10 protein-coding genes are annotated in these 13,370 nt (G+C 70.0%); all 10 read right to left on the bottom strand.

The genetic code is table 11. The annotated features are described in order from the left end of the window. Positions 1-23 precede the first annotated feature (23 nt). The gene (locus tag TA3x_RS01115; protein ID WP_435018268.1) at positions 24-509 is read right to left on the bottom strand and encodes a chemotaxis protein CheD; all 486 of its coding nucleotides are present in this window, start codon (positions 507-509) and stop codon (positions 24-26) included. Between the two features lie 96 nt (positions 510-605). Beyond that, on the bottom strand, positions 606-1,241 hold the full coding sequence (locus TA3x_RS01120) for a chemotaxis protein CheC (protein WP_435018269.1): 636 nt from the start codon (positions 1,239-1,241) through the stop codon (positions 606-608). Positions 1,242-1,248: 7 nt separating this feature from the next. After that, positions 1,249-3,561, bottom strand: coding sequence for a chemotaxis protein CheA (locus TA3x_RS01125; RefSeq protein WP_435018270.1), 2,313 nt, complete (start codon positions 3,559-3,561; stop codon positions 1,249-1,251). 46 nt (positions 3,562-3,607) lie between these two features. Beyond that, the gene (locus TA3x_RS01130) at positions 3,608-4,432 is read right to left on the bottom strand and encodes a CheR family methyltransferase (protein ID WP_435018271.1); all 825 of its coding nucleotides are present in this window, start codon (positions 4,430-4,432) and stop codon (positions 3,608-3,610) included. Positions 4,433-4,455: 23 nt separating this feature from the next. Then, a complete protein-coding gene (locus TA3x_RS01135; RefSeq protein ID WP_435018272.1) occupies positions 4,456-6,741 on the bottom strand; it encodes a methyl-accepting chemotaxis protein in 2,286 nt (761 codons plus the stop codon). A 201-nt stretch (positions 6,742-6,942) separates the two neighbouring features. Continuing rightward, the gene (locus TA3x_RS01140) at positions 6,943-7,506 is read right to left on the bottom strand and encodes a chemotaxis protein CheW (protein WP_435018273.1); all 564 of its coding nucleotides are present in this window, start codon (positions 7,504-7,506) and stop codon (positions 6,943-6,945) included. A 141-nt stretch (positions 7,507-7,647) separates the two neighbouring features. Beyond that, positions 7,648-8,808 carry a PP2C family protein-serine/threonine phosphatase gene (locus TA3x_RS01145; RefSeq protein WP_435018274.1) on the bottom strand — a complete coding sequence of 387 codons (1,161 nt, stop codon included), beginning with the start codon at positions 8,806-8,808 and terminating at the stop codon, positions 7,648-7,650. 202 nt (positions 8,809-9,010) lie between these two features. After that, complete coding sequence (locus tag TA3x_RS01150) at positions 9,011-9,226, bottom strand: hypothetical protein (protein ID WP_435018275.1); 216 nt, start codon at positions 9,224-9,226, stop codon at positions 9,011-9,013. Positions 9,227-9,443: 217 nt separating this feature from the next. After that, entirely contained in the window at positions 9,444-11,381 is a 1,938-nt protein-coding gene (locus tag TA3x_RS01155) for a RecQ family ATP-dependent DNA helicase (protein ID WP_435018276.1), read from the bottom strand. A gap of 242 nt (positions 11,382-11,623) precedes the next feature. Next, positions 11,624-12,586, bottom strand: a complete 963-nt coding sequence (locus TA3x_RS01160) for a carbohydrate-binding family 9-like protein (protein ID WP_435018277.1) — start codon at positions 12,584-12,586, stop codon at positions 11,624-11,626. Positions 12,587-13,370: the final 784 nt, after the last annotated feature.

Consider the following 13,370-nt stretch of genomic DNA (forward strand, 5'->3'; position numbering starts at 1 on the left):
GGTCGGTCGGCCGGGCGGGTTCATTAAATCACATAATCCTCGCCGCCGGGAACCCGGATCGTGACGATCCCGGTCGCGACGTCGAGCGTCAGCCGCCGGCCGGCCCCGCCGCCCACATCCCGGGCGAGGACCGGGATCCCCAGGTCGGAAAGGATCGTCTCGACCGCGTCCTGATTCATCCGCCCGATGTTCAGCGCCGGGCCGGTCTGGAACATGCTCGCGCCTCCCACGACCTTCGCGGCCAGGCGTCCTCGCGACCTCCGCCCGAGCAGCCGCTCCAGGTCGGCGATCAGGCCCGGGATCGCCGTGTCGGCGAACTTCCCCGGCTGGTCGGTCGCCCCTCGCGAATCGGGCAGGACGATGTGGGCCACGCCCCCGAGGCGGGCCGCCCGATCGTGGAGGATCACCCCGGCGCACGAGCCCAGCAGCGTCCGGATCAGCCCCGGCGCGGTGCTGACGCCCCACCGGCCGATCGTCACCGACACGATTTCGGGGGGCTCGGTCTTCATCAAGGGGCGGCCTCTCGCATCGACCGGGATGGGCTGATCCCCGCCGACCTCGCGGCGGGATTTCGGGATACGGGCATGTTCCGGGCGTTCTTCAGGTCAATCCGCCGACATGACTCGGGCCAGCCAATCCAGGGAGCCCCGGCTCGGCACCAGCAGGAGCGACCAGTCGAGGTCCCGATCGTCGGACTCGAACCGGGTCTTGACCAGGAGCAGCCGGTCGAGTTCGAGGGCCTGATCCATCAGGGCGAATTCGAGGAGGCTGCCGGCGAACTCGTGGCGGAAACTCGGGGGCGAGGGCTGGATGGCCGCGTCGACGCCGTCCGGATCGTTGTCGGAGCGGGGGAGGTGGGCGGCGAGCGAGTTCAGGTAGGCGCATCCGACGACGTTGGCCGTCTCGTTGGCGGCCGAACGTTCGAGTTCGCCCCAGGAATTCGCCGTGCCGGCGGGCTGGCCGAGCAGCATGTCGGCCAGGGCGAGCCCCGACCGATCCCCGAAGACGAGCAGCAGGTGGCCAGAGATCCGCCCGGCCAGCTCCATCGAGCAGGCGACGACCAGGCCGTCGGGCGGCCCGAGGAGTTCGGTGGCCTCGGCGAGGTCGACTTCGTCCACGTCGCTGGTGCGGAGGGTCGCGGGGCGGCCCAGCCAGCGCGAGAGCACGGCCGAGGCCTGCTCGGCGCCGCGCTCGAAGATTTCCCGGAGGCGATGGCGGCTGCCGTCGTCGAGGACGCTCATGGGCCGATCATCCTTCCCGCCGGAGGGCCGGCCTGGGCGTTGCGCCGGGATGGCTGGCCTCGGCGGTGGCCATGTTGATCAGGGCATCGATGTCCAGGATCAGGCAGACGCTGCCGTCCCCCAGGATGCTCGCCCCCGAGAGCCCGTGGACGGGCCGGAAGTTGCGGGCCAGCGATTTGAGGACCGCCTCCTGCATCCCGAGCAGCTCGTCGACGATCAGGCCGATGGTCGATTCGCCGTTGGAGACGACGACCACGGTGTATTTCTCGTCGTTGGCCTCTTCCTCGTCGCCCGTCCGCCTCAGCCCATCCTGGCGGAAGGCATCGCCCAGGGTCACCAGGGAGGTGATCCGGCCCCGGATGTCGATCGCGCGCCGCCCGTGGACCCGGTAGACCTGCCCGGCCTCGACCTCGACGATCTCGTCGAGATGGTCGAGCGGGATGGCATAGACCTCCTCGCCGACGCGGGCCAGGAGCACCGACATGATGGCGAGCGTGAGCGGCAGGCGGATCGTGAAGACCGTCCCCCGCCCGGGCTCGGGGCGGGCGTCGACGGTCCCGTTCAGGGCCTCGATCCGGCTCTTGACGATGTCCATCCCCACGCCCCGGCCCGAGATGTCGGTGACGGCCTCGGCCGTGCTCAGCCCGGGATGGAAGATGAACTGGACGACCTGGCGGTCGGTGAGCCGGAGCGACTCTTCCTCGCCGATCAGCCCCTTGGACACGGCCTTGCGGCGGACCTTCTCGCGGTCGATCCCCCGGCCGTCGTCGCCCACGGTGATGACCACGCTGTTGCCGCGGTGCGAGGCGGCCAGCGAGACGGTGCCGACCCGGGGCTTGCCGGCCGCCTCGCGGGCCTCCGGCGGCTCCAGGCCGTGGTCGACCGCGTTGCGGATCAGGTGCACGAGCGGGTCGCCCAGCTCGTCGATCATCCGCTTGTCCAGCTCGGTCTTCTCCCCCTCGGTCCGGAGGACCACCTCCTTGTCCGACGATTGCTTGAGGTCGCGGATCACGCGATGGAATCGGTCGAACAGGGGGCCGATGGGGACCATGCGCGTTTCCAGCACCCCGCGCTGGATGCCGTCGGACACGCGCGACAGGTGATCGATCGCCTCGGACATCGCCCCGAGCCGCTCACGGCCCTGGCGGATCAGGTCGAGTTCCGCCTCGATCGACCGGAAATTCTCGCGGAGACGGCGCACCTGCGCGGCCCACCGGCCGATCGACCCGTGGCCGGCGGCCTCGACGCCCTCCTGCCCTTCCAGCCCCCGCGCGATCCCGTCGAGCCGGTCGAGCGTGTCGGCGGCGAGGAGGTGGGCATTGGAGTCGCGGAAGATGTCGTCGAGCCCCCGCGCGATCTCGAAGAATCGCGACTTGCTGATGACCAGCTCTCCCGCGAGGTTCATGAGCTGGTCCAGCCGCTCGACGTCGACGCGCACCGTCTCGGCGACCTTGCCCCGGATCTCGACCGGCGGCGGGACGGCGGGGGCCGCGTCGGGCTCGGCCCCGCCTGGCGGGATGCCGGGCTGGATCGGGGGCGGGGGCGCCTCTTCCCGAGCGGGGGGATTCGGCTCGGCGGGGGACGGCGGAACGCCAGGCTTCGCGCCGGCGGCGTCTGCCTTCACCTCGGCGACTCCGTCCACGTCGGCCAGGGCCAGCAGCTCGGCGACCTCGCCGTCGGCCTCGATCCAGACCTGGAATTGGTGGAGGTCCTCGATTTCCTCGAAGCGGTCATCGGGGGGATCGGTGGCGATGACGCGGCCCTTGGCGGCCAGCCGATTCAGGACGAGCTTGGCCTTCATGTCGGGCCAGGGCAGCTTCGGCTCGAAACGGACCGTCAGGCAGACGGCCCGAGGCCCCAGGTCCGGGCCCGGCGGCCCCGTCCTCGCGAGTCCTGCGGGCACCGGCACCGGAGGCGGTGCCGGCGGCGGCGGCTGATCGGGGATCGTCCGGACCTGTTCCGTCAGGGCCGCCAGGTCGACCGCGCTCGCGCCGCCCGCCCGCAGCTCGTTGTGATAGTCGCGGAGGGCGTCGAGGCAGAGGAAGCAGAGGTCGAGCGAGGCCCGATCCAGGGCCCGTTTTCCGGACCGGAGCCCTTCGAAGTAGGCTTCCAGGTGGTGGGTGAGGTCCTTCACCGGGGCGAACCCCAGCACCATCGACGAGCCCTTGATGGTGTGGATCAGCCGGAATGCGTCGCGGAGCGCCGTGCCGTCGGCCGGCGAGGCTTCGAGCTTCAGGAGGGCGGCGCCCAGGCCGGCGATCTGCTCGTCGGTCTCGTCCAGGTAGCAGGGAAGCAAGCTCGCCAGGTCGAAACCCGACATGGACGACCCCCTCGGGTATCTCGTTGAAGAAGTCGGATGCGTGGGCTCATCGGGGATTCTGATACAGCCAGGTCTTCTGCTTGGCCAGGGGGCCGAGCATGCCGAAGATCCCCTCGGTCGGCCCGACCACCAGGTAGCCCCCCTTCGCCAGGGAGGCCAACAGGTTGCGGACCACGGCCTGCTTCGACTCGGCGTCGAAGTAGATCAGCACGTTCTTGATGAAGATGCAGTCGAATGGCTCGGCGACGATCGGCCGGAGCAGGTTGTGGAGCTTCCAGGAGACCATCCGGCGGATCTCCGGCCGGAGCGACCAGCGGTGCTTGATCGGGTCCCGCTCGAAGGCCCGATCCCGCTCCTCGGCCGGGACCAGATGGACGGCCCGATCGTCGTAGGAGCCCGCCCGGGCCGCCTCCAACGCCGCCCCGCTGAGGTCCGTCCCCAGGATGGTGACCTCCCGGCCGGCCAGGGCGGCGCGATTCGCGGCGACCTTGAGGGCGATCGAGTAGGGTTCCTCGCCGGTCGCGCACGCCGCCGACCAGATCCGCAGGCGCCTGCTCCGGGAGCGGTCCATCCGCGCGAACTCCGGCAGGAAGGTCCCGCCCAGCCACTCGTAATGGTGGATGTCGCGATAGAAATACGTCTCGTTGGTCGTGATCGCGTCGAGGAAGGCCGGCATCTCGGATTCGGCCTGCGCAGAGACCAGCCGGGCGTAATAGGCCCCGAAGGTGGGGATCCCCGTGGCCTTGAGCCGGCGCCGGAGCCGGTTGGTGACCAGGAATTTCTTGGAGGCGGAGACCCGGATGCCCGCCACCTTGTAGATCAGGGCGCGGAACCGCTCGAATTCCGGGTCGGTCAATTCCTCGTCGGCCACGCACGCCTCCTCCGATCGGGGGATCAGACCCGGAAGCCCGAGGTGACGGACTTCAGGGTGGCCGCCTGCGCCCCGAGTTCCTCCGCCGAGGCGGACAGTTGTTCGGAGCTGGAGGCGTTGGTCTCGGTGATCGTGGAGACGTCCTGGATCGCCTTGCCGACCTCGGCGGCCGATTCGGACTGCTCCTGGGTGGCGCGGGCGATCTTGGCGATGCTCGCGGCGGTCTCCTCGACCCCGCGGACGATCGTCGCCAGCGACTGCCCGGCCTTCTCGGAGAGCTGGGCGCCGTCGGCGACCCGCCGGGTCGACTCCTTGATCAGCGAGGTGATCTCCTTGGCGGCGGCCCGCGACCGCTCGGCGAGCTTGCGGACCTCGTCGGCCACGACCGCGAACCCCAGCCCGTGCTCGCCGGCGCGGGCGGCCTCGATCGCGGCGTTCAGGGCCAGCAGGTTGGTCTGGCTGGCGATCTCGCTGATCACCTGGATGATGTCGCTGACCTGCTCGCTCGACTTGCGGATCAGGACCATCGCCTCGATCGCCTGGTCGACCGACTCGCCCCCCTGCTTGGCCAGCAGCGAGGTGCGGTCGGCCAGCTCGCGGGCCGAGCTGGCGTTGTGGTTGATCTCCAGGATCGCCTTGCTCAGGTGGTCCACCGACGCCGACATCTCCTCGACGGTCGCCGCCTGGTTCTGCGACGAGTCGCTCAGGTAGCTGGCGCTCTCGGCGACGACCCGGGCCCCCTCGGAGAACTGGTTGGCCGACTCGATGACCTGGCCGATGACGTGCTTCAGCCCCTCGGTCATCTCGGCCAGGGCGATCCCGAGCCGCCCCATGTCGTCGGCCCCCTTCACCTCCACCTCGATGGTCAGGTCGCCCTGCGCGGCCGCCTGGGCGACCTTCATCAGCAGGTTGACCTTGCGCTCCATGTCCCGCTTGGAATCCTCGACCTCGGCTTGGCGGCGCACCCGCTCCAGCCGCGTCGAGATCATCCGCCCGGCGCTCTTGAGGGTCTCCAGCCGATGCTCGGAGAGCTGGAGCGTCTTCTCGCTGACGAAGTCGAGCGCCCCCTCGACCTGCCCGTCGACCAGGATCGGCAGGCAGACCGCCGAGTTCAGCCCCGCGCGACGCGCCGCCACCACGCGGGAATTCTCGTTGGATTCGGGCAGCACGGTCATCACCGTCATCTCCCGCGCCTGCCAGGTCCGGCCCAGCAGCCCCTCGCCCTCGCGGAATCGCGAGCCGTGGTTGGCGCGGCGGAACTCCTCGGCGACCGAGCCCGAATCGGAGACGAATTTCAGGGCCTTCTCGGCGTGGTCGACCTCCCACGCGGCGCCGTAGTCCCAGCCGAACGACTCCCGGAGGACCTCCAGGGCCGACAGGGCGACCTCGCGCTCCGTGCTGGCCTGGCCCAGGCGGAGCAGGAGCTGGTTGATGGCGGCGGTGTCCGTCGCCATCTCCGCCTCGCGGGCCTCGGTCCGGAGCTTCTCGGTCACGATGTCCCAGGTCAGCATCGGGCCGAGGTAGTTGCCCGCCCCGTCCATGATGGCGCTGACCAGCAGGTCGGCCTGCTCGGGGCCGACCTGGATCAGGGCCCGGTGCGGCAGGTTCCTGGGGTCGGACAGGAGCTGGCGCTGGTGGTCGGGATTGCGATGGAACATGTCGATCGACCGCCCGAGCATCTCCTCGGCCTTGCACGGCAGGTAGGCCTCGATCCTCCGGAGGAGCTTGATCGTGGCCGGGTTCATGTAGCGGATCATCAGGTCCCGATCGGCGAACATCACGCTGGTCGGGGAGTTGTCGAGCATCTGGGCCTGGCGGACCATCTCGATTTGGGAACCCAGCACCGTGATCTTGTCGGACGCGAGCCGGCCGATGGCCCGGAGCGAATCGAGCTGTTCGCGGGTGATGTCGACCGCCCGGTTGGCGAAGAAGTCCATCGTGCCGATGACCTCCGCCCCGCGGAGCATGGGCAGGCACACCGCCGCCCGGATGCCGGATCGCCGGGCGATCGGGGCCCGGCAGCAGTCCGTCAGCTCGCCGATGTCGTCGACCTGGACCAGCTCGCGCCGGTGCCAGGCCCGCCCGTTGAGCCCCTCGCCGTCGACGAAGCGGGCCGCCCGGGTGATGCGGGCGAATTCGGCGTCGACCTCCCCCGACTCCATCGCGAAGACCAGCGCCTTCTGCGACGCGTCGACCGTCCAGTAGGAGCCGTAGGACCAGCCGAACTCGCGGCGGATCGTGTCGAGCGTCGATCGGACGATCTCGTCGATCGTCTCGGCGCGGACGATCGCATCGACCGCGTCGATCATCGCGCGGGCGGTCCCTCCCGATCCCCTCTCCGCCGGGCTGCCCTCGGCCGATTCGGCGACTCGCTCCGCCGGGGATTCGAGGGCCGCGAACCGGCCCGCCGTGGCCGATGACCGCTTCGAACCGACACCGAACCGATGGCGAGGCAGGCGCGAGGTGCGGGCGGGCCGGGGCCCGTTGCTGGGGGTCTTCGGTTCCACGGGTCACGCACCGCTTTCTGTGGGGCTCGTCGGGGATGACGTCGCGATGGGGTGGGGGCCCGGGGCCGGTTCGAGGTCGATCTCGTCCGGCCCGAATAGCTTCTCGATGTCGATGATGATCACCAGCCGGTCTTCGAGCCGGGCCAGGCCGGCGATGTATCGCTTGGCCAGGGCGGTCATCGCGACCGGGACCGGCTGGACCTGATCGGCCGCGACCCGGATCACCTGGGTCACCTCGTCGACGATGCAGCCGATGGTCCTGTCATGCACGGTGACGACGACCGTGCGGGTCTCGTCGTCGAAGGGCCGATGGGCCATGCCGAACCGCTTCCGGAGGTTCACGATCGGGATGACCGTGCCCCTCAGGTTGATCAGCCCCTCGATCGACGCGGGCACCTGGGGCAGCCGAGTGATCGGCTTCATCAGGATGATCTCGCGGATCTTGGTGATCGCGATGGCGTAGTCGGCGTCGTCGAGCCGGAATCCGACGAGCTGCCTGATCGACTGGTCCTCGCGCCGAAGCTCTCGATCGGGCGAGGTGGGGCTTGGGGACCTGGTGGAGGACATGGTGACTTCTTGCCCGGATGACTCGGCGACGAGTCCCGAAGGCGCCCCAGCCCTCGTCGCCGGGATGATCGGCAAACTCGCCGCAGCCTTTCGACTCGATCCAACATATCATGAAAATGACGGTCGTGCGGGGGAGAGTCGTCAATCCCCCGGGTACTGGATCAGCACGAGGTTGATGTCGTCGTGCGGGTGGCCCGGGTCGACGTGGTCGGCGATCGATTGCTCGACGCGATCGAGGATCTCGCCCGGGCCGAGGGATGCACTCCGGCCGAGGACATCCAGGATCCTCTCGGTGTTGAATGGGACGTCCTTCAGGTCCATCGCGTCGGGCAGGCCATCGGTGTAGATGAGCAGGGATTCACCGACCGCCAGGCGGTCCGTCCCGCCTTCGAGTCCCTCCACCATCCCCACGCCGATCAGCCCGTTGTCGGATTCGAGCTGGCGCGATCCGTTCGGACCGACGATCAGGCCGGGCGGGTGGCCGACCCCGCCATAGGTGATCTCGCCGGTCGCCTCGTCGACGATCGCATAGAACGCGGTGCAGAAGAATCCCTCGGGGAAGAACTGCTCGACCCCGGCGTCCAGGCCCGCCAGCACCGGCCCCGGCCCGAGCCCGGCGGAGATCAGGGGCGTGGCGATCGCCTTGACGACCCCCGACAGCAGCGCCGAGTTGACCCCGTGCCCCGAGATGTCGGCCACCAGGACGCCCAGGCGGTTTCCCTCCAGCCGGATGATATCGTAGACATCGCCCCCCAGCTCGTTCGCCGGGTGATACCGCACGGCCATCCGGAGCACGCCCCTGGGCTTGGGGGCCGGGGGCATCAGCCCGCGCTGGACCTTGCGGGCCAGCTTCAATTCCAGGTCGAGCTTGGCCTTGGCCGCTTCGAGTTCCTTGTTGCGCTCCGCCAACTCGTTGCGGAGGTCGGCGATCCGGAGTTGGGCCCGGATCCGCGCGAAGATCTCCTGGACCTCCCCGGGGCCCTTCGGCTTCTCGATGTAGTCGTCCGCCCCGGCGTCGAGGCCGACGACCTTGCTCTCCGACGCCCCGAGGGTGGTGAGCATGATGACGGGGATCGGCCGGAGTGCGGGGTCGGCCTTCAGGGCCTGGCAGAAGCCCGGCCCGTCCAGTTCGGGCATCTCGTAGTCGGAGAGGATCAGCTCGGGGGCCAGCTCGCGCGCCTTGGCCAGGCCATCCAAGCCATCGACGGCGGCGGAGACCTCGTATCCCTCGCCCAGAAGCAGGGCTCCGATCATCCGCCTCATCGTCGCGCTGTCGTCCACCAGCAAAATCCGCCGAGCCATGATACGCCTCGCCCCGTGCCGGGAGGCCGGGCGGTCGCGGTGACCGTCGGAGCCCCCCGGAGAGTCATGTGGATTGAGCATTCATGGAACTCGACCCGGCGTGCCGAGTCCAGGGGTATTGACCCCGGGGTGATCCATTGGATTGGCCATAAATGACTTTGATCTGACCAGGATGAATGGGATTTTCTGGGGCGGCCGACGGTCAGCTCTCATGGACCTCAACGCCTGCGAGCGACATCTCGTCGGCCCGTTGCGTGGCTCGCCGGACCTGGCCGGGGTCTGCACTCGCGCCCCGGGACCTGCTCTCGCCGCGGCCGTGGTCCCTGGCGACCTCGGCCAGGCCCTTGCCGCCCTCGTTGATGAACCAGGCCGCCTGGGCCATGGACTCGGGCGTGAAGGTTCGCCGCGTCTTGGCCATCGGAGGGCGTCAGGGTTCGGGCTTGCGTGCTTGCCTTGGCGGCGGCTCGAATCGCGTGAGCAAGGCGATGAGGCCTGGAGCTGCTCCTGTCGGGCACCGGGCCGACATCCGCTTTCGGGAATGCCGCCTGCATCCATCCTGGTGGTCGCCCGGCCCGTCTGCTGCCGCGAGCGATCGGGGTTGGAACGGTCGGGCGAATCCCGAGACGCCTCGCGGTTCAGACCGCGTGGCCGGCGCCCGCGAGGAACTCCAGCACGCGAGCGAACGGCACGTCGGACAACGCCCCGAACCTCTTGTCCCGGGTGAGCTTCGCCCGGCTCGTCGCCGGGGAGGACAGCCCGCAGAGGAACCGGGCCATCTGCCGGGGGGTCGCCAGGGCCGGGTGCGCCTGCGCTTGCAACGCCTCGATGAGCGTCCCCTCCGCCCGGCCCAACGGCCGGGCGGGGGCAGGGATCGGCGTCCGGGGCACGGCGCCCAGGCAGGGCCCGCAGTGGCCGCAATCGGCGGCCAGATCCTCGCCGAAATAGGCCAGCATCCGCCGGGTCAGGCAGCCCGGCTCATGGGCGAAGGCCAGCATCCGGCGCACCCGCTCGGCCTCGCGTGCCTCTCGCTGCCGGAAACGGGCCCACATCGCCTCGACCAGCACGTCGAGCCCGGGGCCCTCGGCCGCGCGACGATAGCCCTGGCGCAGCCCCGCGGCCTGGAGGACGACCTCCCCCTGCTCCTCCAGGTAGGCCAGCGCCTTGAGCAGCCGGGCGGGGGATTCGCCCAGGGCCGTGGCCGCCGCGGGCACGTCGAGCGTGAGCCACCGGCTCCCTTTCCTTGCCTGGCCGAACACCCGGCGGAGGAACTCGGCCCGCCGTTCGTCGAACCGCGCGAGGATCTCCTCCAGGGGCCGGGTTGGCTCGACCTTCACCTCGGCGTAGAACGGCCCGGTCGACTCCGCGACCCCCTCCAGTTCCAGGTAGGTGAGCAGCGTCTCCACGACCAGGGGCCGGATGTCGTGGACGCCGGACAGCGCATGGATCGAGACCTCGAACTCGTCGCCCCGGGACAGGACGTCGGCCAGCAGCGAACCGATCGCCTCGCGCGTGGGGGTATCGCCGTGGGCGAAGTTCTCCAGAGTCACCACGTCCTCCGGGCAGGCCAGCAGCTCGCAGAAAGCGTGTCGGCCGTCGCGGCCGGCGCGGCCGATCTCCTGGGCGTGGTTCTCCGGGCCCTTGGGCAGGTTGTAGTGATAGACGGCGCGGATGTCCGCCTTGTCGATCCCCATCCCGAAGGCGATCGTCGCCACGACGATCATCGAGGTCGAGGCCATGAACCGGTCCTGCACCGCGTGCCGGGCCTCGTCGGGCAGACCCGCATGGTAGGCGTGGGCGTCATAGCCGTGCTCGGCGAGCTGGCGGGCCAGCTCCTCGGCCGTCCTCTGGAGCGTGACGTAGACGATCGCCGGGCCCGGCGGGCGGGCTGCCAGGCGTCGCAGCAGGAGATCGTCCCGCTCGGCGGACGTGCAGGGCGTGGCATGCAGCTCAAGGTTGGGCCGATGGAATCCGGTGCGGACGACGTCGCCCGGGGCGATCCCGAACGCCTCGGCGATCGAGCGGGCGACCTCGGGGGTGGCGGTGGCCGTCAGGGCCAGCACCCGGCCGACCGCCAGGGATCGCGCGACGCGGGCCAGCCGCAGGTAGTCGGGGCGGAAGTTGTGGCCCCACTCGCTGATGCAATGCGCCTCGTCGACGGCCAGCAGCGCGATCGGCCGCCCGGCCAGGGTGGCGACGAACCGCTCGCTGGCCAGCCGCTCCGGGGCGATGAAGAGGATCCGGATCCGGCCGGACCTGAGGTCGGCGTGGACTTGCCCGGCCTGGGTTGCGTCGAGGCTGGAGTCGAGCCGCGCGGCGGCGACGCCCCGTGCGACCAGCGAGTCGACCTGATCCTTCATCAGGGCGATCAGGGGGCTGACGACGACGGTCAGGCCGTCGAGAAGCAGGGCGGGCAGCTGATAGCAGAGGCTCTTGCCGGCGCCGGTGGGGAAGATCGCCAGCACCGAGCGGCCATCCAGCAGCCGCGAAACGACGGCCTCCTGCCCTTCGCGGAACTCGGCGAAGCCGAACACCCGGCCCAGGGTCGCGCGGGCCTCGTCGATGGTGGCGGTCATGCGGGGTGATCCATCGCGCTGCGGTCCTGACCGGAGGCCCCGGCCGGCGTCCGCCAGATCGGGCTCGAAGCGGGGGGCCGCATTGTCGCCGATACGGCCCTCCGCGAGAACGGCAACAGCCGACCGGCGGTCCCATCCGGGCGCCAATGGTCGGATAGGAGAAGGCCAACGAGGCTGGGACCCGGAGGCCCGACCTGTCCGACGCCCGGCCCACGCAGTTGTCCAAGGAAAATGACCTCGGCTCAAGGAGCCCCCTCGAAGATCAGCGTCCCGAATCTGGCGAATTCGTGAAAGCTCGGGCCCACCCTCGCCCAGTCCCAGCCCGTGGCGCGGCCCCCGTCATAATCCATCCGATAGAAGTTCGCCCGCCATCGCGTCCCCGGGGCCGGGGGGATGTTGCGCAGCGGACTGAGCAACTGGTAGGGGATGAAGACCTCGGCCACCCAGCCGGCTACCTCGCCGCCCGACACCAGGGCACCGCCGACGGCCGAGGTCGCCTTGCGAGTCTTCCTGGGCCCATCATAGTTCCAGGGCCTCCAGCCGAGGTGCTTGCCGCCCAGGTTCGGGACGAGAATCGGCAGCTCGCGGCCGTGCGGTGAGATCTCGTACTCGAAGTAGACCGGGTCGCGTTCGTCTGGCCAGAGGAAGACCTCGAACACGTCCTCGGTCCAGAGGTTGGCGAAGTCGTCCCGGAACGTCGACGAGATCTTCCGGTCGGTGGCGTCCATCAGCACGTAGAGCCCCCTGGGCGAGTAGAGCACCTTCACCCTCGTCTCGTATGCGAGGCCGTCCGCGTCGCGCCTCGTCAGGGGCTCCCAGTCGGCCCGACGCCATGCGGCGGCCGATCCGTCGCCCGTCAGTTCGAAGTCTTCGGTCGGGCGGACCCGGAGCTCCTTCCCGTCGGCGGCCTTCGGCTCCTCGTTGTTCAGGCCGACGAGGGTGAACGCGGCGGCCTGGCGGATGCCCTTCTCCGGGACCGCCGCCGGCAGGGAGCCGACATGGACCGTCCGGTCGCCACGGGCACCATCGAGGATGACATCGGCCCGTCGGCCCGCCGCGTCGTTCGCTGCGAACCGGTTCGGGCCGACGGCCGGGATAGGCCGCTCCGGGCCGCCGCGTGAGTCGTGGGGGACGTCCACAACCCGGGCGATGCCCGCGGCGAAGGCGAGGATGGCGAGGGCCGGCCGCAGAAGGTGCATGGTCATCGGAGTTTCTCCCGATCGTGGGATCGTCCGGCCCGGAAGCCGGGTCGCGTCGAGGTTAACCGCCCGGGCGACCATCCTAGGACAACGGGGCCCGCGAGGCTCGGGCTTTCGCGGTCCGTCGTCGGGAAAAGCCGCCGGACCTGCCTCCCAACCCGGGGGGATCGCCCCTTGCTCGGGCCGGTCGGTTCGATTAGTTTTCGGCATCCGATTCTCTCGATCGAGCAATGGGATCGAATCTCGCTCCATCCATGGGCGGAGGCGGGACCGACGAAGGAGCGGCCGGAGCGCGATGACGTCTCACCATCGGGGACGATTGACGGGGGCCTGGGCCTGGGCGGGTTTGACGCTCCTGGCCTCCTCCCTCATCGCGTCCGCCGATGCCGGGTGCGTTTCCCCCGATCGACCGATCGTCGCCCTCTCGGTCGAGGCCGACATCGACCCTGGGTTGCAGGAGATCGGGATATTCCAGGGCGATCCGCTCGGAGGCCCAGGCCGACCGAAGCCCTGCTCCGGGCCTTCGTGCTCGAGCCGTCCGGCGCCGCCCCTGGCCCCGGCCGTCGGCGCGACCGATCCCATCGATCCCTGGGCCTGCCTCCCGGACGCTGGGCCGACCCTCTTCCCGGTTTGGGCCTCCATCGGCGCGGAAGAAGGGGAATCTCGGCCGATCCATCGCCCCGCCGGGATCTTCCATCCCCCCGATCCGGGTCAGACCTGACCATCACCCCGATGCCCCGATGGGTCGCCGTGGGTCGCGCATCGTCCTGAGGCCGTGATCCGTCCATGC

The sequence above is a fragment of the Tundrisphaera macrotermitis genome (genome assembly GCF_051175315.1).
Classification (GTDB): Bacteria; Planctomycetota; Planctomycetia; order Isosphaerales; family Isosphaeraceae; genus Tundrisphaera.

Bases quoted from the DNA above. Each gene is read 5' to 3' on its own strand.
- TA3x_RS01115 (WP_435018268.1), bottom strand. From the start codon at position 509: ATGAAGACCGAGCCCCCCGAAATCGTGTCGGTGACGATCGGCCGGTGG.
- TA3x_RS01120 (WP_435018269.1), bottom strand. From the start codon at position 1,241: ATGAGCGTCCTCGACGACGGCAGCCGCCATCGCCTCCGGGAAATCTTC.
- TA3x_RS01125 (WP_435018270.1), bottom strand. From the start codon at position 3,561: ATGTCGGGTTTCGACCTGGCGAGCTTGCTTCCCTGCTACCTGGACGAG.
- TA3x_RS01135 (WP_435018272.1), bottom strand. From the start codon at position 6,741: ATGATCGACGCGGTCGATGCGATCGTCCGCGCCGAGACGATCGACGAG.
- TA3x_RS01140 (WP_435018273.1), bottom strand. From the start codon at position 7,506: ATGTCCTCCACCAGGTCCCCAAGCCCCACCTCGCCCGATCGAGAGCTT.
- TA3x_RS01145 (WP_435018274.1), bottom strand. From the start codon at position 8,808: ATGGCTCGGCGGATTTTGCTGGTGGACGACAGCGCGACGATGAGGCGG.
- TA3x_RS01150 (WP_435018275.1), bottom strand. From the start codon at position 9,226: ATGGCCAAGACGCGGCGAACCTTCACGCCCGAGTCCATGGCCCAGGCG.
- TA3x_RS01155 (WP_435018276.1), bottom strand. From the start codon at position 11,381: ATGACCGCCACCATCGACGAGGCCCGCGCGACCCTGGGCCGGGTGTTC.
- TA3x_RS01160 (WP_435018277.1), bottom strand. From the start codon at position 12,586: ATGACCATGCACCTTCTGCGGCCGGCCCTCGCCATCCTCGCCTTCGCC.